Genomic DNA, 18,744 nt, shown 5'->3' on the forward strand with positions numbered 1-18,744 from the left:
ATGAGCATGAGCATGCCCGCGACCCTGGCCGCCGCCTTCCTGGGCGGGCTGATTCTCAACCTCATGCCCTGCGTCTTTCCGGTCATCTCGCTGAAAGCGTTCGGTCTCATCCGTCATGTCCACGACCGGCGCGCGGCGCGGGTGGAGGGACTCGCGTTCCTGGCAGGCGTCGTGGTCACCATGCTCCTGCTGTGCGCCACGCTGTTGGCGGCACGGGCCGGTGGCGCCGCCGTCGGGTGGGGCTTCCAGTTGCAGTCGCCGGTATTGATTGCCACGCTGGCGCTCGTCATGCTCGCCCTGGCGCTCAACATGATGGGCGTGTTCGAGATCGGACTGGCCGCGCAGCGTCTCGGTAACCTCTCCGGCTCCCGCTCGGGGCCGCTCGGGGCCGCGTTGACCGGTGCGCTGGCGATCGTCGTGGCGACGCCGTGCACCGCGCCGTTCATGGCGGGCGCCGTCGGCGCCGCGCTGCTGCGTCCACCGGCCGAGGGCGTGGCGATTTTTCTTGCGCTGGCGCTGGGCTTTGCCGCGCCTTTCACCGTCGTGGCGCTCGTACCGGCCTGCGCGCGGCTCTTGCCGAAGCCCGGTGCGTGGATGGCGACGCTCAAGCACGTGCTGGCGTTCCCGATGCTGGGCGCGGCGGCATGGCTGGCGTGGGTCCTCGACCGGCAGGGAGGCTCCGCCGCACTGGGCGCGCTGCTCGCGGCGGCCGTGGTGCTGGGATTGGCCGCCTGGGTGTACGGCCTGGCACAACGGCGCCAGATTGCCGGAGTGCGTTACCGGCCGCTGCTGGGCTTTGCCGTGCTTCTTGTCGCGGGCGTGGGCGTGTCCCTGGCCGGCCTGCCGGCGACGAGCGCTGGCGGCGGCACGCTGGCACGCGCGGGGATGCCGGTCGTGTGGACACCGCACGCGGTCGCCGCGCAGCGCGGACACGGCAAGCCGATCTTCGTCAATTTCACCGCTTCCTGGTGCATCACATGCCAGGTCAACGATCGCGCGGCGTTATCCACCACGGTCGTGCAAGAGGCATTGGCCCGGACGGACACGATCTACATGGTCGCCGACTCCACCACATATAATCCGGAGATCGACCAGGCCATCAACCAGTTCGGCCGGGGAGGACTGCCCGTGTACGTCGTGTATCCGGCCGATGGGGGCGCACCGGTGCTGCTGCCGCAACTGCTCAGTCCGGATATCGTGGTGTCCGCCTTGAAAAAGGCTTCGGCAAACAAGTCTTGAACAACGCAACCGAGAACGATGCTTCGAGGGCGGCATGGCCGCAGCTCATGCTCCGCGCCCAGGACGGCGACCAGGCGGCGTACTGTCGCCTGTTGAAGGCGATCGTACCCGCCATCCGCGCGCTCGTGCGACGAAAAATTTACCAGGACGATGCGTTGGTCGAAGACGTGGTGCAGGACGTCCTGCTGACCGTCCACCGGGTCCGGCACACCTATGATCCCGATCGGCCCTTCTTGCCGTGGCTGTCCGCCATCGTCGCCGCGCGCGCCATCGACGCGCTGCGTGCGCGCGGCCGCAGGGAACATTGGGAGGTGAGCGACGACGAGGCCGTGCTCGGGCATCCGGACGAATCCGGCCCGGATGGGCAGGCGCAGCGGCAAGTGGATCATTTGCTGAGCCGTCTCCCCGCGCGTCAACGGCGGGTGGTCGAACTCGTCCATTTATCCGACATGAGCCTCGCCGACGCCGCGGCTGCCAGCAGCACGACGCTGGCGGCAGTGAAGTCCCTGCTGCACCGCGCTTTCGCCACACTTCGCCGCAACAAGGAAACCGACCATGAATAATCACGATGCCCTGATCGAACGGCTGTGCCGCGACGCGCATCCCGTGAAGCGGACCGCACCGCCCTGGCGCCGGGCGGCAGGATGGATGCTCGTGGCGCTGCCCTGCGGCTTTCTCGCCTCCCTGATCCTGCCGCAGGCACGCCCGGACTGGTCCAGCCCGGGCGCGTTGTGGGCAGGGTTATGGGTCGTGGCGTCGTTCTGCCTCGGGATGCTTGCCATCGGAACAGCCTTTGCCCTCAGCATTGCCGGGCAACGCATCAGGCACTGGCGCGGCCTTGCCGCACTGACCGCTGCCTGGTTACTGATCGGCCTGACCGGTGTGACGAATTCGCTGGACAAGATCGGACATGCCGGAGACGGGATCTATTGTTACGCCTTCCTCATGGTCGTCGGCCTGCCGATGGTCGCGATCATGGTTGCCGCGATCCGGCGCACCCGTTCGCTGCATCCGGTCCGTAGCCTGGCCGTCGCGGGCCTGGGGATCGCGGCGACGTCGCAAATGCTGCTGGGGCTGTGTCACCCGGTGGCGGGGCAATTGTTCGACCTGGCGATGCACCTGGCCGCCACCCTCACCCTCGTCGCGTTCACATCGCTCGCGGGGCGGCGCTGGGTCAGGATCTGATCTCATTTGCAGGGCCGCCTGCTCCCGTCCACGATGGCATCCATTTGCGCCTGCGTCATTACCTGGGGCATCGGCTCGGCGACAGGATTGCCGTCCGCATCGAAGCGCAGCGGTGGGCGCGGCGGCTCGTTGGGGCAGGCCGGGATGGCGCGCGGCAGCGATGCGGCCAGCGCGAACAACCGGTCGCGCAAGGGAACGCGCACGACGTTGGCATCGACCCACAACTGGTATCCGCGCCGCCCTTCGAACCAGGACAGCACCGAGACCGCCTTGCCTGACGAGGTTTCCAGGATGACGAGCCTGGCCGGCAGGCCATTGATGCGTTCCGGCTCGTCTTTCGGATCGCGCCAGCTGCGGCTGCCGTCGGCGGACATGTCGTGTTCGAACAGGGTGACCTGGTGCCCGTCCGGCATGCGGAAGCCGCGGTACAGGCGCGAGGGGATGTCGTTGACAAATTCGGCCCGGCCGCCCAGGCTCTCGAACTGCGCGAACGGCGTGTGTGCCAGGTCGACCGGCGGGAACGCCAGCTTGCGGGTGGCCCTCGCGAGCGACTGGAACCCGATGTCGTAACGATCGAGATCGATCGCGCACACCCGCTCGACACCATCCTTCTGCGTGCCGGCCGCGTGCCGGGACCGGTCGACGCTGCACTGGTAGTCCCGTACGCCGGTGCGGACGATCGAGCCGCAGGCGATGACCACGGCGACGCCGGCCACGGCCAGCAATCCGCGCCTGACGGGCGAGGGCGCGGGCGCAGGTTTCCACAGGCGCCGGCCGCCCCGGCGGATCAACCAGGCCAGCCCGAGGACCGGCAGCGCCATCGTGGCGGTCACGCGCAGGACGTCCAGCAGCGGCGCGTGCAGCCAGGCGACGCAGAACAGGACATATATGCCGCCCGCCAGCAGGACCAGGGCGTTGACGACGTGTCCGGCCGACCAGAACAGCAGACCGGCGACGCTTTTCGTACCCTCGACAATGGCGAACCGCACGGCAACCTCCCTCAATGGAACACGCAGCATAGCAACTCAACGCTCCCGAAAGCTCACGCATTCCCACCCGGGCAGGGCAATGCGTAACGTGCCGGGTGAAGCGCCATCCTGGTGTATCTTCAGGGTGGCATCTTGCCGTCCCGGCCACCGGCGTCGCGCCTTTCCAGTGAGGACATCATGGACGCATCACCTGTTCTGCCACCCTCTGCAACCGCTTTAGGTATTTCGTTCGACGGCCGCGCCTATCACTATCGGGAATACAGCTACGAGCGCATCGCGGACGCGCTCGCGTATGCACGACAGGACCGGGACAGGCCCGATTTTCGCGAAGATACGACGCCGCGCCAGTGGAAGCAATGGGCCGGTCCGACGCCGGAAGAACGGCTGCACATGGCGGCGCACGGCATCGTGTACGAACACGGACGCTATTGTTATGGCCCGTATCGCTACGACCTGTTGTCCGCCGCGCTCGCGTATGCGCAGCATGCGCCCGGGCTCGCCAGACCGGGCGGCTGACGCGTATTGCACGGCGCCTTGGCGATTTCAAACTTCTCTTTCCGGCGCCCATTACACGAAAATACATTTACGGATTTCCGGCGTGCGCGCCAAAAACAGCGCATAGTAAGCCACTTGCACGCGATCTTCAGCGATCGTCATCCTTCGAGGCAGCCATGCTGCTCCGCCCATCGAACGCCACGCGCCTCGCGCATCCCTCCGGCGTCCCATCGCATTCCCGTTACTTACTTTTTAAATAAAGGTACTCCATGTATCCATTCCCGCAATCCGTCAATCCCGCCCTCCGCTCGCACATCGACGCCCAAGTCGCTTTCTTCAACGAACTGTCCCAGGTCATGTCGCGTGCCTTCCAGCAGGCCGGCCAACTGAATATGCAGTTGAACCAGACACTGTTCGAGGAAGTCGCCAATGCCGGCCAGCGCCTGTTGACGATCGATCGCCCGGCCGACGCGATGTCGGTCGCGGCAGCGCATGCCCAGCCCGCTACCGACAAGCTGCGCGCTTACCACCACCACCTTTCGCAGCTGGCCGCGTCGACCCAGGTCGACCTGACGCGCGTCGCCGAGCAGCACGTGCAGGAGACGTCACGTACCGCCCGCGTGCTGGCCGACGACGTCACCCGCGCCGCTGCCGAAGAAACGGACAAGAGCCTGCGCCAGCAGGACGAAACCATCAGGAGCTTCCGCGATCCGTTCGAAGGCAACGGCACACGCGGCAACAAGGCCGGCGCACAATACCAGGGCAACCTGCAAAGCGGCGGTGACGAAGCCAGTGCCCGCGTCGAGGCCGAAGGTCCGGCCGGCAAAGTCAGCGCCCAGGGCAATATGCAAGGCAACCAGGCCCGCCAACCCGTGAACAAGACCCCCGGCCAGACACGTTGATACGCTTCCCGGGCCTGTGCGGCGGCGACCATCGGGTCCCGCCGCTGCGGTACCGGCATCGATGCATGGTTGTCCTTTTCGCCGTCTTCCCTTGGAACACGGCGTTTTTTATTTCACAGGCGGGGTCCAGCGCCGGGCGACGATGTTGAAGCTTACCGCGAGCTCGTCCTGCACCGCCAGCAGCCCGGCGCCCACGGCGAATGGCGTGATGCCGAAATCGGTCTGCTTCAGGCGCGCCGCGCCGCTTGCGGTCACCTGGGCCGCGTCGACCTGCACAGCGGCCGGCAGTTCCAGCCGGCGCGTCGTGCCGTGCAGCGTGATGTCCACGCGCAGGCGGCCGTCCGCCGGCAGTTCGGCATGCAGCGTCACCACCGGATAGCGCTCGGCGTCGAGCACCGGGCCGAGCATGTTCTTGCGCGTGCCTTCGACCGCTTCCGGCGACGGCGACGTGCCGATGCCCGCGTCGCGCAGCAGTTGCGGTTCGTCGATCGTGAGCTGGTCGAGGCGGAACGAGACGTCGGCACGGCCCATGCCGGGCGCGGCATAGCCGGTCAAGGTGTGGCTGGCCACGACGTGGTCATGCCCGAGCCGCGCCATCAGGCCGCCGCGGCGTACCGTCACGGCCACCAGCGAAGCGCCCGGGTCGATTGCGTAGAAGGCAGTGCCGGACGCCGCAGCCGTGCGGTACGCATCCAGGCCTGTTGCCAAGGCGGGCACCAACGGTGCCTGCGGCGCCAGGGGCTGCCCGCAGGCGGTCAGCAGCACCAGCAACGGCAGGAGGCGCCCCGGTACGTTCATGCCCGCTGTCGCAGCGCCCGCTCGATCTTCTGGTCGGTCTTGAACTGGCTGAGCGCATACACGGCCCAGATGGTGGCCGGCAGCCAGCCGATCAGCGTGATTTGCAGGATCAGGCAGATGATGCCGGCGATCGGGCGGCCGATGGTGAAAAAGGTCAGCCAGGGCAGGACCAGGGCGATGATGAGGCGCATGTTGTTCTCCTTCAGGTAAGCCTCCAGCATAACGCCTTCGCGGCCCCGAAAGCTCACGCATTTCCACCCGCGGAACGCGATTTCGAGCAAAGATTGCCGGCTTGTTCCACAATGCGCACTGCAACGAACACGGAACCATCATGCTCACCGAACGTATCGACTTTCCCGGCCCCCACGGCAAGCTCTCCGCCAAGCTGGACGCCCCCACCGGCACGCCGCGCGCCTACGGCATCTTTGCCCACTGCTTCACCTGCAGCAAGGACGTGCTGGCCGCCACCTTCATCTCGCGCGGCCTCGCGAGCTTGGGCGTGGCCGTGCTGCGCTTCGACTTCGCCGGCCTCGGGGCCAGCCACGGCGATTTTGCCGACACCAATTTTTCGTCCAACGTCGAAGACCTCGTCGCGGCCGCCGACACCATGCGCGCGAAATTCGCGGCGCCGCAGCTCCTGATCGGTCACAGCCTGGGCGGCGCGGCCGTGCTGGCGGCGGCCCAGCGCGTGCCGGAAGCGAAGGCCATCGTGACGATCGCGGCGCCCAGCGATCCGCATTACGTCGTGAACACGCTGCTGGGCGAGCACCTCGACACGATCGCGCAACTGGGCGAGGCACGGGTAAAACTGGCCGGGCGCGATTTCAACATCCGCCAGCACTTCGTCGAAGACGCCGGCCGACACCGGCTGCATGAGAAGATCGCGACCCTCGGCCGCGCGCTGCTCGTGATGCACGCGCCGCAGGACGACACCGTCAGCATGGACAACGCCACCCGCATCTTCGAGCTGGCGCAGCATCCGAAGAGTTTCATCTCGCTCGACGGCATGGACCACCTGATCACGCGGCGCGAGGATGCCGCGTACGTGGCCGGCGTCATCTCGGCGTGGAGCGCGCGCTATCTCGACGGGAGCGGCGCATGATCGGGTTCGAACGGCGGCGCGACCGCTTCGATTTTTTCGACCGCATGGAAAGCCCGGCGGTCAACCTGTGCTTCACGCTCGACGTGCCCGATTTCCGGCCGTGGTGCAAAGCGCAGGGCTTGGCGCCGTTCCACGTGATGCTGTGCGCCGTGCTGCGCGCGGTGCTGAAGGTGGAGAACTTCCGCTACCGCATCGTGGAAGGTAAGGTCATCCGCATCGACCGCCTGGTGCCGTCGTTCACCGTGATGAACCAGTACGGCGACCTGAATTTCGCGCAGTTCGACTGGTCCGACGACGTGCGCGAATTCGTCGCGCGCGGCATGGCGGCGCGGGAAGAGGCGTCGACCATGACGGAGCTGAACGTCAAATACCGCACGATGTCGCCGCGCGACGCGAAGGACCAGGTGTTCGTCACCTGCATGCCGTGGCTCGATTTCACCTCGATCCAGCATCCGATGGCGTCTATCGCCGCGCCGGACATCCCGTCGTTCGCGTGGGGCCGTTTCCGCGACGGGCCGGACGGCCTGCAGCTGCCGTTCTCCGTGCAGGCGCATCACGGGTTCGTCGACGGTTGGCACATCCACCTGCTGGGGCGCCAGGTGGCGGAAGAGCTGGTGGAGATCATCCGCTGAACGCGATGCCGTCGTTCCCGCCTGCGCGGGGATGACGACTCGAAGTCACGCGCATCTTAATCTCCGCCGCACCCACCTCCGCAGCTGCTGCCGCAACCGCTGCCACCGTCGCCCCCGCCGCCGTCGCCGCCGCCGCCGTCGGCGCAGGCGTCGCCACCGTCCGCGAAGGCCATGCCGCCGCAGGAACCCCCGTCGGCGGTGGCTTCACGCCCGCCCAGGTGGGCGGCCAGCAGGTGCCGGTCGACGACGCCCGCCGCAACCAGCACCGTCAGCGCCAGTTCCGGATGCGGCCGTGCGCGCCACATGCCGCGCCCACGTTCGTTCAGGCGCGCGTGGACGATCTCGCCGGCGCGGCTCCAGTAACCGTGCCCGCCCGGCATGCGGAGTTGCGCGTCCAGGCCGAACAGCGCGGGCAGGCGCATGCTGCGCGGTTGGATGCCGTCGCGTTCACGGCAGGCCGCGAACGTGTGCAGCAGGGCGTTCCCGGCGAGCGCCGCCCGTTCGACGTGCGGCACGGCCACGCCGAAGTGGCGCAGGCAGAAGCGTTCCAGCGAGGCGGGATTCCAGCGCAGCCACGCGTGCCACACGGAGTCCGCCGCCTCCGACGGTAGCGCGCAGGGCCGGCCGCTGTGCCGGACCGCGTCGAAGAAGCGCAGCAGGCCTTCCGCCGCACGGGTATAAAAAAAGGCATCCGTCCGGATGCCTTCGTATTCGCGTGGGGCGCTCGCGCGCCATTGACTCTCCAGTCCCGCCGGCAGGTCCGCAAGTGCGGCCTGCCAGGGCGAGGTGCGCCGCAGCCGTGCGGCGCGCAGTTCTCGGATCCATTTCATGTTGCCCCCCTGTTTGTTGTTGTCGGCAGGTCCAGCTTACGGGGCAAATATGACAGTTTGATGACCTACTTCAGGGCCGAGAAGATCGTCGTCAAACGGTCCTTCGTGCCCTCGATACGTTCCAGGCGCGGATAGCGCAGGCCGCCGCGGTAGTCGAGCGAGATCGTGCGCAGCACGTTGCCCTTCCTGACGAGCAGACGAATGGGTTTGCCGTCCTTCGCATCCTTGACCGCGGCCTTCAACAGTTCCGGCTTGTAAACGCGGTCGCCCACGGCCATGACGGTCGTGTTGGCGGCCAGGCCCGCGCGGAAAGCCGGGCCGTCCCACACGACGTTGCGCACGGCGCCGTCCTGCGTGACCGTGAAGCCGAGCGAGTACGTCAGGTCCAGCACCTTGTTGCGGTCGTCCACACCCTTGAGGTAGTCCGTCGGCGTGTCCGTGTAGACCAGCTTCCAGCCGGCGCGGGCGAGGCCGTCCAGCGGGGCGCCCGGGCCGTGGCCGTCCAGCTTCGCGCGCAGGAAAGGCGCCCAGTCGTACGGCTGGACTTGATTGAGCGTCGCGACGACGTCGTCGAACGTGTAGAAAGCGGGCAGGTGGCTGCCGTTGTTCACGCTGTAGAAGGCGCGCGCGAAATCGTCCAGCGAGCGCTTGTCGCCCGACAGTTCGCGGATGCGCGTGTCGACGTCCAGCCAGATCAGCATGCCCTCGACGTAGTAATCCTCGCTGCGCTGCCAGTTCGGCCAGCCCAGGCCGCGGCGCGCGTTGAGGATCGGGTCGTAGACCGTGTCCTGCACGGCGCGCCACGCGCGGCCCGCGACGCTGTCGTAGCGCGCGGCGCTCGCGGCCAGCGCGTCGCGCGCGCCGGCGGCCGAGACGAGGCCGGAACGCGCGGCCAGCACATTGCCCCAGTACTGCGTCTGCCCCTCGTACACCCACAGAAGCTCGTTGTCCATCGGGGTGTTGAAGTTGGGGACGTTCTGGCCGGCCGGGCGGCGGAACTTGCCGTTCCACGAGTGCGTGTATTCATGCGGGAGCAGGTCGCGTCCGGTCTCGCTCTTGGCCCAGTCGGTGAAATAGCCCGGCTTGACGCCGTTCTCGCTGGACTGGTGGTGCTCGCGGCCGATGCCGCCGAATTCGTCGGACAGCGCGAACAGGAAATCGTAGTGGTCGTAGTGATACGAACCATACAGTTTATACGCTTGTTGCACGAGCGCGCGGTGCGCCGCGATCTGCTCGGGCTTCGCTTCCAGGCTTTCCGGGCTGTCGGCGAACACGTTCAGGCGGACGGGCACCTTGCCGCCCGGGTCGAGGTCGAAGCGCTTGCTGTAGCGGCCCGCGAACAGCGGCGAATCCATCAGCGTCTCCAGGTCGCTCGACTTGAAATGCACGTCGTCGCCGGCGCGGTTGTCCGTCTCCAGCGCGGTGGCGTACTGCCAGCCCGCGGGCAGCTTCAGGTTCGCCTGCACGTTGATGCCGCGCGCGACGTAGCCGGCCGGGTACAGGGTCGTCGAGATCCACTGCACGCCGAGGATATCGTCCGTCATCGTGATGCGGCCCTGGCCCGGCTCCAGCGGCGACAGGTACTGGTATTCGGCCTCCAGGCTCGTCGCGCCCTCGGGGACGGTCAGGTGGAACGCGTATACCTGCACCGGGTCGCGCTTCCATTCGACCGGCTTGCCGTTCGCCGTGAACTTCAGGCCCGCCAGCTGCGTGATCGGGCCGTTCGGGCCGTGGTTCGCGGGCAGCCATTGCGGATACAGCAGGGTGAGCGGGCCGGGCTTCACGGGAATCGTCATGTGCATGCGGAAGACCTGCTGCGACAGATCGGTCGCGTCGACGTTCAACACGATGGTGCCGGGGTAGGGCTGGTCGAGTGGGGCAGGCACGTCGGCATGTGCCGGGAAGGCCAGCGCCAGCGCGAGCGCGGCAGCTGAAACGGACGAAGCAAACTTGGAAGCGGTCATTGGTTGAAACCCTGGCGGAGAGACATAAACGGCCGAGTGTAGCACTGCGCAATCGGCCGAGATTCCACCGGGCAGCGATCAAAACAAAATTTTAAAACAGGCCTTAAAAAATATATTTTGTACGCCTTGAAAAGCTGGAAGGTGGCCATTAGATTGGTTCCAACGGATGCTCACGATGAGGTCCGTCAACTTATCGCTTGTACTTTTTAGAGGATATCGAATCATGCGTACTTTTGACCTGTCCCCCCTGTATCGTTCCGCAATCGGCTTCGACCGCCTGGTGAACCTGCTCGAGCAACGCGCCGAAAGCGCGCCGAGCTACCCGCCGTACAACATCGAACTGGTGTCGGAAGACAAATACCGCATCGTGATGGCGCTCGCCGGTTTCACCCGCAGCGAAATCGAGATCACCTCCGAACGCGACACCCTGCTCGTGACCGGCCGCAAGCAGAAGGATGACGTGCAGCGCACCTTCCTGCACCGCGGTATCGCCCAGCGCGATTTCGAACAGCGCTTCCAGCTGGCCAACCACGTGAAGGTCGTCAGCGCCGGCTTCGACAACGGCATCCTGACCATCGAACTGGTGCGCGAAGTGCCCGAAGCATTCAAGCCGCGCAAGATCGCGATCGCCGATGCCAACGGCAACACCGACAACGTGCAAGTGCTGGAACAACCGGGCCAGCAACAGCACGCCGCGTAATCGCGTCGTCACCCTCGAATAAAAGGCGCTCCGGCGCCTTTTTTCTTGGCTGTGTTCGCGGCAATTCGGTAACCCGCTCGTCCAGCCGGGCTGGCCCACGCCGGCCGCGTCGTGCCGCCGGGCGCGCGCCGCATCGCGACGACCGGGGAGAGTAGACCGCAAACGTGGATAAATGCCACGGCTTGCAGTATGCTTGGGCCCAAAAACCAGACCAACCGGGGAGACAAGTGTCAACCATCAAGGACGTGGCCCGCATGGCCGGAGTCGGCCTGGGCACCGCATCGCGCGTCGTGCGCGGCAAGGGATCGGTGTCGCAGGCCAAGATGGAACGCGTGCAGAAGGCCATCGCCGCACTCGGCTACCGGCCGTCGCACGCGGCGCGCTCACTCCTCTACGGCACGTCGCGCATGATCGGCGTGTACATCCCCCTGTTGTCCGGCACCTTCTACACGTCGATCCTGCAGATCATCGACACGGAACTGCGCGGCGCCGGCATGCACATGATGGTGGCGTTCGGCGTCAGCCGCGAGGACGAGCGGCGCCAGGCCATCGACGGTGTCAACTTCCTCATCGAGCGCGGGTGCGACGGCGTCGTCCTCTTCACGTCGCCGCTCACCGAGGAGGACCTCGCCGCGCTGGGGCCCAAGCGCGAGCGCGTGGTGGCCCTGAACGACAGCTTCGACGGCATGCCCGGCCAGTGCTTCACGGTCGACCACAAGCTCGGCGGCCGGCTGGCGGCGCGGGCGCTGCTCGATCATGCGCACCGCGACATCGCCGTCATCGCCGGGCCCTGCACCGCCGCCGACAACGTCGACCGCATCGCCGGCTTCATGGACGAACTGGCCGGGGCGGGCATCGCCATGGACGACATCTGGATCTCGGAACGCGACTTTTCCTCGGCCGAGGGACGGGCCGCCGCGATGGAACTGGTGGCGTCCGGGCGGCCGTTCACCGCGCTGTTCTGCGCCAACGACGAGATGGCGCTCGGCGCGCTGTCGTACTTCCACGAAGCGGGCATCCGCGTGCCGCAGGACGTGTCCGTGATCGGCTACGACGACGCGCCCGCCGCCGCGTATTCGGCGCCGCGCCTGACGTCCGTGCACATCCCCTGGCGCGAGATGACCAGGAACGGCATCGCCGAGCTGCTCAACCTGTGCTACGGCTTCAACCGCCCCGTCACGCGCACCTTCCCCGTCAGCGTGAGCCTGCGCGCTTCGCTCGCGAAAACGGCGAAACGCAGGCGCTCTCCAGCTTAAGGGACGTCTAAGACTGCTGCGCCAATATACTCCCTACGAAAAGAGCAGTTTTCAGAACCACTTTTTCCAATCTGGGAGCACGTCGATGTCTAACCACGGTAACGTTACTGCCATCACCGCAAAACGTCTCACGCTGGCCCTGTGCGCGGCCGGTGTCATTGGCGGCGCGGTCGGCGCGATCGCAGTCGAACACAATAACGCCTTGGCCGCCGCCGCAGCGGCCGCCACTGGCGCACCCAACCCCGCCGCCACCCCGGCTCCCTTGGCGGCCACGCCGGCACCCGTGGCCGGCAATCCTGCCAGCGTGGCCCTGCCGGACTTTACCAAGATCGTCTCGCACAACGGCCCGGCCGTCGTGAACATCCGCGTCGTCGGTACGACCAAGGTGTCGCAGCGCCAGATGCCGCAGTTCGACGAGGACGATCCGTTCTTCGAATTCTTCCGCCGCTTCCAGCCGCAGCAACCGCGCGGCGGCAACGGGCGCGGGGAACTCGTTTACGGCGCCGGATCGGGCTTCATCGTCAGCCCGGACGGCGTCATCCTGACGAATGCGCACGTGGTGCGCGATGCCGACGAAGTCACGGTCAAGATGCAGGACCGCCGCGAATACCGCGCGAAAGTCCTCGGCTCCGACCCGCGCACCGACGTCGCCGTGCTGAAGATCGATGCGAAAAACCTGCCCGTCGTCCCACTCGGGAACACGCGCAACCTGCAGGTCGGCGAATGGGTGCTGGCGATCGGTTCGCCGTTCGGCCTGGAGTCGACCGTGACGGCCGGCGTCGTGAGCGCGAAAGGCCGCACCATCGACAACAACGGCGTGCAGTTCATCCAGACGGACGTCGCGGTCAACCCGGGTAACTCGGGCGGCCCGCTGTTCAACACGCGCGGCGAGGTCGTCGGCATCAACTCGCAGATCTTCAGCCAGACGGGCGGCTACCAGGGCCTGTCGTTCGCGATCCCGATCGACGTCGCCGTGCGCATCAAGGACCAGATCGTCGCGACCGGCAAGGTGCAGCACGCGAAGCTGGGCGTCAGCCTGCAGGACGTCGGCCAGAGCTTCGCCGATGCGTTCAAGCTGCAGTCGCCGGACGGCGCGCTCGTGGCGAACGTGGAGCGCGGCAGCGCGGCCGAGAAGGCCGGCCTCAAGGCGGGCGACGTGATCCGCAAGGTCAACGGCCAGGCCCTGATTTCGGGCGGCGACCTGTCGGCCATCGTGGCGATCGCCAAGCCGGGCGACAGGCTGGCGATGGACGTCTGGCGCGAAGGCAAGGAGATGCAGGTGACCGCGACGCTGGCCAGCGCCAAGGCGGATCCGGCCAGCCGCGACAACCTCGCCGGCATCGACGGCGGCGCCAAGCTGGGCCTGGCCCTGCGTCCGCTGGATCCCGCCGAGCGCAGCCAGGTCGGCGTCGCGGCGGGTCTCGTGGTCGAGGATGCGGGCGGCGCGGCGGCCGTGGCCGGCGTGCAGCCGGGCGACGTCGTGCTGGCCGTGAACGGCAAGCCGGTGGCGTCGGTGGCCCAGGTGCGCGACGTGGTGAAGAAGTCCGCCAAGTCGGTGGCCTTGCTGGTTCAGCGCGGGGATGAGAAGATCTTCATCCCGGTGCCGATCAGCTGATGGATCGTAACGTCTGATATCGGCACTGGTTTCAAAGAATCGGGGGATTGGATGCGGCTGCTGCTGGTGGAAGACGATACGATGATCGGCGAAGTAGTGCTCGACCTGCTGAGGGCCGAGCACTACGCCGTCGACTGGGTCAAGGATGGCGAGATGGCCGACACGGCCCTCATGCAGAACCAGAACTACGACCTCGTCGTGCTCGACCTGGGCCTGCCCCGCAAGGACGGGCTCGAGGTCTTGCGTGCGATGCGCGCCCGCAAGGACCGCACGCCGGTGCTGGTCGCCACGGCGCGCGACGCCGTCTCCCAGCGTATCGCCGGGCTCGATGCCGGCGCGGACGACTACGTCCTCAAACCCTACGATCTCGACGAACTGCTGGCGCGCATCCGCGCGCTGCTGCGGCGTGCCGCCGGGCGTGCCGAGCCCATTTTCGAGTACAAGAACATCGCCGTGAATCCCGCCACGCGCGAAGTGCTGGTCGACGGCCAGCCGGTCGTGCTGTCGGCGCGCGAATGGGCCGTGCTGGAAGCGCTCGTCGCGCGTCCCGGCGCCGTGCTGTCGCGCGCCCAGCTCGAGGAAAAGCTGTACAGCTGGCGCGACGAAGTGTCCAGCAATGCGGTCGAGGTCTATATCCACGGCCTGCGCAAGAAGCTGGGCAGCGACTTGATCCAGAACGTGCGCGGCGTGGGCTACATGGTCCCGAAGGTGTGAAGGATTCCGCATGAAAGTCCGGGTCACGCATTCCCTGCGCGGGCGATTGCTGTGGTTCCTGCTGGCGGCGATCACCATCGCGGCCGTCGCGCAGGCGTCCATCGCGTATCGCACGGCCCTCAACGACGCCGACCAGATCTTCGACTACCACATGCAGCAGATGGCGCTGTCGCTGCGTTCGCGCGTGCCGCTGACGAGCACCGAGACCGCCGACGCCGACACCCCGATCAGCGGCAACGACGACCTCGTCGTGCAGGTCTGGTCGCCGGACGGCGTGCGCGTGTTCCGCAGCGCGTCGCACGCGCACCTGCCGCAGCGCGCCGTGCTGGGCTTTTCCAACGTGCGCGCGAACGGCACCACGTACCGCATCTTCTCGATCCAGACCGATAACCAGACCGTGCAGGTCGCGCAGGATCTCGCCGTGCGGCGCAGCATGGCCAGTAATCTCGCGCTGCGCACGCTGGGGCCGATCGCCGTCATGATGCCGATCCTGATGCTGGTCGTGTGGTGGGTCGTGAGTGGCTCGCTGGAACCCGTCGCGCGCGTGCGCAAGCAGGTGGCGTCGCGCCAGGCGGACGATCTGTCGCCCGTGTCCGAGGCCGGCCTGCCGGACGAGGTGCGCCCGCTCGTGCAGGAATTGAATTTGCTGTTCGGCCGCGTGCGCACGGCGTTCGACGCCCAGCAGCATTTCGTCGCCGACGCCGCGCACGAGTTGCGCACGCCGCTCGCCGCCCTGAAGCTGCAGGTGCAGAGCCTGGAGCGCTCGGACAGCCCGGACGCGAAGCGCGTCGCCGTCTCTCGCCTGACGGCCGGCATCGAACGCGCGACGCGACTGGTCGAGCAGCTGCTCGTGCTGGCGCGCCAGGAAGCGAGCGTCGCGGGCGGCGCGCCGCGCCAGCCGGTCGACATCGCCGGCGCGGCCAGGCGGGCCGTCGCGGAACTGGCCGGCGTCGCGGCCGTGAAGCAGATCGATCTCGGCCTGCCGCGCGCGGACAGCGCCGCAGTGGAAGGGCAGCCGGACGCGTTGATGATCCTGCTGCGCAACCTCATCGACAATGCGATCAAGTACACGCCGGAGGGCGGCACGGTCGATGTGTCGGTGGTGGCGGAACACCGCGGCGTGACCGTGACCGTGGAAGACAGCGGCCCGGGCATCCCGCCGGCGGAGCGCGAGCGCGTGTTCGACCGCTTTTATCGCGTGCCGGGCAGCGACGCGAAGGGCAGCGGGCTCGGTCTCGCCATTATCAAGTCGATCGCGGAGCGGCATGGCGCGACGCTGGCGCTGGGCGAATCGAAGCGGCTGGGCGGACTCGAAGCGACCGTCACGTTCCCGGTGTGACGGCTTGGTACAGCCGGATGTTCGCCCCGTTGCCTTCGATGGTCTGCACCAGCCGGTAGCGATTGGCGAGTTCCTTCATCACGATCCCGTCCGGATCGTACAGATTCGCCAGCCGCTCGATCAGCCACACGCGCGGATGTCCGGCCGTCAGCGCGCGGATCCGCGCGACGTCTTCGGGCGCGATGTTCGGCGCGCCGGAGTTGCCCGTGTAGGTGCGCGCCAGGTGCAGCGCTGGGAAGGGGCCCGGCAGATAGGCGACGGCCGGTCCCGACTTCATGTAGTAGGTAACGGGCATCTGCACTTCGTTCGGGAACGCGAGCACGACGTCGCCCGGCCGGCTGTCGCGCGCCACCTGCGCCAGCATCCCGCGCCAGTCTTCCGTGTGTGAGCGATAAAAGCCAAGCACCGCATGGGCCGACAGCGCCAGCACGACGGCGACGGCGGGCAGCCGCCAGCGCGACGGCAGCCGGACGACGCCCAGCGCCGTCAACACCATCCCCAACGGCCCGAGCCACAGGAACAATCGCGACAGGAACACCGGCTTCACAACATAGCTGTAGCCGGCGAGCGCGAGGATCGGCAGCACGAGCACGCACGCGAGCAGCCAGAAATGGGCGCGCGCCCGCTGCCACAACCACGCGAAGCCCAGCAGCACGAGCAGCGCGACGGGGTAGTGCAGCACCTGTCCGCCGCTGATGACGGTCCACGCCGCGGTGACGTTACGCGGCGTAAAACGGATCCAGTACGCCAGGTGCGCCATCGCCGCGTTCTGCTTGATCAGCATCGGCACGAACGGCGACCACACGAGCAGTGCGCCGATGCCGGCTGCAGCCACGGCCAGGATCTGCGGGCGGCGCGGGCCGGGCGTGCCTGCCAGCAGCGCGATCGTCATCCCCGTCCACATCCCCAGCGCGGCAAACACGCCCGTGTTGTGCAGCCACATCGTCAGGCCGGTGCTGACGGCAAGGCCGGTCATCCAGCACCACCGGCGGGGATCTGGTCGCACGAAGGACAGTACCAGCATGCCGGCAAAGAACACGGCCAGCGACCCGGCCAGCGCCTGGATTGCGTACGGCCTGGCCTGTTGCGCATACTGGATGCTGGCCGCGTTCACGGCAAGGAGCAGGGCGGCGAGCAGCGCGACGCGCTCCGCCTTCGCGCCGAGCCGCGCCCAGCGCGCGCCGGCGGGCAGCGCGAACACGGTCAGCACGCTGGCGAGGACGGACAGGCTGCGCAGCGCCGCCTCGTGCGTGCCGAACAGCGCGGTCCAGCCCTTGAGCAGGGTGTAGTAAAAGGGCGGATGCGTCTCGTACAGCGGCACGCTCGTCCACAGTTCGCGCAGCGGGACGGCGGCGAACCACGCGCTGTACGTCTCGTCCAGCCATAGCGAGCGGCCGGCCAGGGTCGGCAGGCGCAGCAGCAGGGCGAGGCCTGTCACGAGCAGCGCCAGCGTCCAGAAGCGGGCCTGCGGAATGTCGCGCCCGCGTGGTGCGGCGGTCGACAGGGGCGTCAGCGGGCCTTGCTGGCTTGAAATGTCCATAGCGAGTTCACGACATAGGTGACGCACAGCAGCGTGCCCGTCACGAGGACCTGGGCCAGGCGATAGTCGAGGCGCGCGCCGTTCACGAGCACGGCCATCGCGGCGCCGTTGAGGGCGGCGGCGACGCCGGCCGTCGCGAAGAAGCGCGCGGCCGTGCGCCAGGCCAGGTGCGAGTGCGCGTGTCCGCGGAAGGTAACGGCCGCATTCAGCACGAAGTTGATGACGGCCCCGACCAGGGCGCCGATGATGGACGCCGGCACGGGCGCCAGCACGCCCAGCGACACGGCCGTGACCAGGAAGGTGTAATGCCCGGCCGTCCCGGCGGCGCCGACTGCGGCGTACATCAGGAAGCGGGCCACGCCGCCGCGTTCAGGCATGGGCCATCGCCTTTTCGTAGCGCTTGCGCACGAGGTACACGGGCCGCCCTTTCGACTCCAGGTAGATGCGGCCCACGTACTCGCCGAGCACGCCGATGCCGATCAGCTGGATGCCGCCGAGCAGCAGGATCGCGGTCGCCAGTGACGCATAGCCGGGAACGTCGACGCCGTACAGCATCGTGCGGATGACGAGCCAGAACGCGCGCGTCAGCGCGAAGATTGCCACGGAGACGCCCAGGTAAGTCCAGATGCGCAGCGGCAAGGTCGAAAAGCTGGTGATGCCTTCCAGCGCAAAATTCCACAGCTTCCAGCCGGAAAACTTGGTCTTCCCCGCCGCGCGCGGCGCACGCTTGTATTCGACGATGGCCGTCTTGAAGCCGACCCACGCGAACAGGCCCTTCATGAAGCGGCACGATTCCGGCAGCGTCTTCAAGGCGTTGGCCACGTTACGGGTGAACAGGCGGAAGTCGCCGACGTTTTCCGGGATCGGCAGGTCGGCCATGTCGTTGTGGATGCGGTAGAAAAATTGCGCGGTCCATTTCTTCAGCGGCGAATCGGACTCGCGGTCGGCCCGCTTGGCCAGCACGACGTCATAGCCTTCACGCCATTTCTCGACCAGCTTGCCGATGACCTCGGGCGGATCTTGCAAATCAGCATCGAACGGGACGATGAGGTCGCCGCGTGCTTCGAAGATGGCAGCCGTCAGCGCCGCCTCCTTGCCGAAATTGCGCGTGAGGTCGACGACGCGCACGCGCGCATCCGCGTGGGCGTAGGCGATGAGGGAGTCGAGCGTGCGGTCGCGGCTGCCGTCGTTCACGCACAGGATCTCGAAGCGGATGTTCGGAATGCGTTCGAGTTCCGGGATCACGCCGCTGAAGAAATGCGGGATCATCTCCTGCTCGTTGTAGAACGGCACGACGAGCGACAGCAGGGGCGGGGCTGGCGGGCCGACAGTCACCTTGTCGGGAACTATGGTTTCGTTGGGGAAGCTCATATCGATCCGTCGACAATCTGGTTATGCATCAGCGATGAAACATAACACAGGTTGGACGGACTCGATTTTTCGT

At 67.2% G+C, this 18,744-nt stretch carries 20 protein-coding genes; 12 read left to right on the forward strand and 8 right to left on the reverse strand.

Going from position 1 to position 18,744, the window contains the following annotated elements; all coding sequences use genetic code 11:
- The first annotated feature begins 12 nt into the window (after positions 1-12).
- From QPK29_RS27615 to QPK29_RS27625, 3 genes are read left to right on the forward strand one after another with little or no spacing between them, the layout of a single operon-like run.
- Positions 13-1,239 carry a protein-disulfide reductase DsbD family protein gene (locus tag QPK29_RS27615; RefSeq protein ID WP_371770081.1) on the forward strand — a complete coding sequence of 409 codons (1,227 nt, stop codon included), beginning with the start codon at positions 13-15 and terminating at the stop codon, positions 1,237-1,239.
- Positions 1,236-1,802, forward strand: a complete 567-nt coding sequence (locus tag QPK29_RS27620; RefSeq protein ID WP_229502126.1) for a sigma-70 family RNA polymerase sigma factor — start codon at positions 1,236-1,238, stop codon at positions 1,800-1,802. The genes QPK29_RS27615 and QPK29_RS27620 overlap by 4 nt, the downstream gene beginning before the upstream one ends.
- Complete coding sequence (locus tag QPK29_RS27625) at positions 1,795-2,424, forward strand: NrsF family protein (RefSeq protein ID WP_371770080.1); 630 nt, start codon at positions 1,795-1,797, stop codon at positions 2,422-2,424. The genes QPK29_RS27620 and QPK29_RS27625 overlap by 8 nt, the downstream gene beginning before the upstream one ends.
- A 2-nt stretch (positions 2,425-2,426) precedes the next feature.
- On the opposite strand, the gene QPK29_RS27630 is transcribed toward QPK29_RS27625, so the two are convergent.
- Positions 2,427-3,413 carry a hypothetical protein gene (locus tag QPK29_RS27630; RefSeq protein ID WP_371770079.1) on the reverse strand — a complete coding sequence of 329 codons (987 nt, stop codon included), beginning with the start codon at positions 3,411-3,413 and terminating at the stop codon, positions 2,427-2,429.
- A gap of 177 nt (positions 3,414-3,590) precedes the next feature.
- On the opposite strand from QPK29_RS27630, the gene QPK29_RS27635 reads away from it, so the two are divergent.
- Together QPK29_RS27635 and QPK29_RS27640 are read left to right on the forward strand one after the other, a co-directional pair.
- Positions 3,591-3,929: a hypothetical protein gene (locus QPK29_RS27635; RefSeq protein ID WP_371770078.1), complete on the forward strand. Its 339-nt coding sequence runs from the start codon at positions 3,591-3,593 to the stop codon at positions 3,927-3,929.
- Between the two features lie 248 nt (positions 3,930-4,177).
- Positions 4,178-4,810: a phasin family protein gene (locus QPK29_RS27640; protein WP_371770077.1), complete on the forward strand. Its 633-nt coding sequence runs from the start codon at positions 4,178-4,180 to the stop codon at positions 4,808-4,810.
- A gap of 108 nt (positions 4,811-4,918) precedes the next feature.
- Here QPK29_RS27640 and QPK29_RS27645 read toward each other — a convergent pair whose 3' ends face one another.
- Both QPK29_RS27645 and QPK29_RS27650 read right to left on the reverse strand, forming a co-directional pair.
- Positions 4,919-5,608: a YceI family protein gene (locus QPK29_RS27645; RefSeq protein WP_371770076.1), complete on the reverse strand. Its 690-nt coding sequence runs from the start codon at positions 5,606-5,608 to the stop codon at positions 4,919-4,921.
- Positions 5,605-5,799, reverse strand: coding sequence for a YqaE/Pmp3 family membrane protein (locus tag QPK29_RS27650; protein ID WP_056136544.1), 195 nt, complete (start codon positions 5,797-5,799; stop codon positions 5,605-5,607). Before QPK29_RS27650 ends, QPK29_RS27645 begins: the two co-directional genes overlap by 4 nt.
- Positions 5,800-5,939: 140 nt before the next feature.
- Here QPK29_RS27650 and QPK29_RS27655 point away from each other — a divergent pair, with 140 nt between their 5' ends.
- On the forward strand, positions 5,940-6,710 hold the full coding sequence (locus QPK29_RS27655) for an alpha/beta hydrolase family protein (protein ID WP_056136546.1): 771 nt from the start codon (positions 5,940-5,942) through the stop codon (positions 6,708-6,710).
- Positions 6,707-7,342: a CatA-like O-acetyltransferase gene (locus QPK29_RS27660; protein ID WP_371770075.1), complete on the forward strand. Its 636-nt coding sequence runs from the start codon at positions 6,707-6,709 to the stop codon at positions 7,340-7,342. The genes QPK29_RS27655 and QPK29_RS27660 overlap by 4 nt, the downstream gene beginning before the upstream one ends.
- 56 nt (positions 7,343-7,398) lie before the next feature.
- On the opposite strand, the gene QPK29_RS27665 is transcribed toward QPK29_RS27660, so the two are convergent.
- Together QPK29_RS27665 and QPK29_RS27670 are read right to left on the reverse strand one after the other, a co-directional pair.
- On the reverse strand, positions 7,399-8,172 hold the full coding sequence (locus tag QPK29_RS27665) for a glycine-rich domain-containing protein (RefSeq protein ID WP_371770074.1): 774 nt from the start codon (positions 8,170-8,172) through the stop codon (positions 7,399-7,401).
- A 65-nt stretch (positions 8,173-8,237) separates the two neighbouring features.
- Positions 8,238-10,136: a M61 family metallopeptidase gene (locus tag QPK29_RS27670; RefSeq protein WP_371770073.1), complete on the reverse strand. Its 1,899-nt coding sequence runs from the start codon at positions 10,134-10,136 to the stop codon at positions 8,238-8,240.
- Positions 10,137-10,359: 223 nt separating this feature from the next.
- Here QPK29_RS27670 and QPK29_RS27675 point away from each other — a divergent pair, with 223 nt between their 5' ends.
- The 5 genes from QPK29_RS27675 to QPK29_RS27695 all read left to right on the forward strand — a co-directional run bounded on the left by QPK29_RS27675 (position 10,360) and on the right by QPK29_RS27695 (position 15,760).
- Positions 10,360-10,836, forward strand: coding sequence for an Hsp20 family protein (locus tag QPK29_RS27675; protein WP_056136553.1), 477 nt, complete (start codon positions 10,360-10,362; stop codon positions 10,834-10,836).
- A 227-nt stretch (positions 10,837-11,063) separates the two neighbouring features.
- Positions 11,064-12,092, forward strand: coding sequence for a LacI family DNA-binding transcriptional regulator (locus QPK29_RS27680; protein ID WP_371770072.1), 1,029 nt, complete (start codon positions 11,064-11,066; stop codon positions 12,090-12,092).
- Between the two features lie 85 nt (positions 12,093-12,177).
- Positions 12,178-13,707 (forward strand): Do family serine endopeptidase, encoded by a 1,530-nt coding sequence (locus QPK29_RS27685; protein WP_371770071.1) that lies wholly within the window; start codon positions 12,178-12,180, stop codon positions 13,705-13,707.
- A 51-nt stretch (positions 13,708-13,758) separates the two neighbouring features.
- Positions 13,759-14,421, forward strand: coding sequence for a response regulator (locus QPK29_RS27690; RefSeq protein ID WP_056136559.1), 663 nt, complete (start codon positions 13,759-13,761; stop codon positions 14,419-14,421).
- A 10-nt stretch (positions 14,422-14,431) separates the two neighbouring features.
- Entirely contained in the window at positions 14,432-15,760 is a 1,329-nt protein-coding gene (locus tag QPK29_RS27695) for an ATP-binding protein (protein ID WP_371770070.1), read from the forward strand.
- On the opposite strand, the gene QPK29_RS27700 is transcribed toward QPK29_RS27695, so the two are convergent.
- Genes QPK29_RS27700 through QPK29_RS27710 form a run of 3 tightly spaced genes read right to left on the reverse strand, consistent with a single transcriptional unit; the run spans position 15,744 to position 18,671 of the window.
- Entirely contained in the window at positions 15,744-17,300 is a 1,557-nt protein-coding gene (locus QPK29_RS27700) for a glycosyltransferase family 39 protein (protein WP_371770069.1), read from the reverse strand. The two genes, QPK29_RS27695 and QPK29_RS27700, sit on opposite strands and share 17 nt — an antisense overlap.
- Positions 17,270-17,677, reverse strand: a complete 408-nt coding sequence (locus QPK29_RS27705) for a GtrA family protein (protein WP_371770068.1) — start codon at positions 17,675-17,677, stop codon at positions 17,270-17,272. Before QPK29_RS27705 ends, QPK29_RS27700 begins: the two co-directional genes overlap by 31 nt.
- Positions 17,670-18,671 (reverse strand): glycosyltransferase family 2 protein, encoded by a 1,002-nt coding sequence (locus tag QPK29_RS27710; RefSeq protein WP_371770067.1) that lies wholly within the window; start codon positions 18,669-18,671, stop codon positions 17,670-17,672. The genes QPK29_RS27705 and QPK29_RS27710 overlap by 8 nt, the downstream gene beginning before the upstream one ends.
- Between the last annotated feature and the right edge of the window lie 73 nt (positions 18,672-18,744).

Source organism: Massilia orientalis (genome assembly GCF_030411975.2).
Classification (GTDB): domain Bacteria; phylum Pseudomonadota; class Gammaproteobacteria; order Burkholderiales; family Burkholderiaceae_D; genus Telluria; species Telluria orientalis.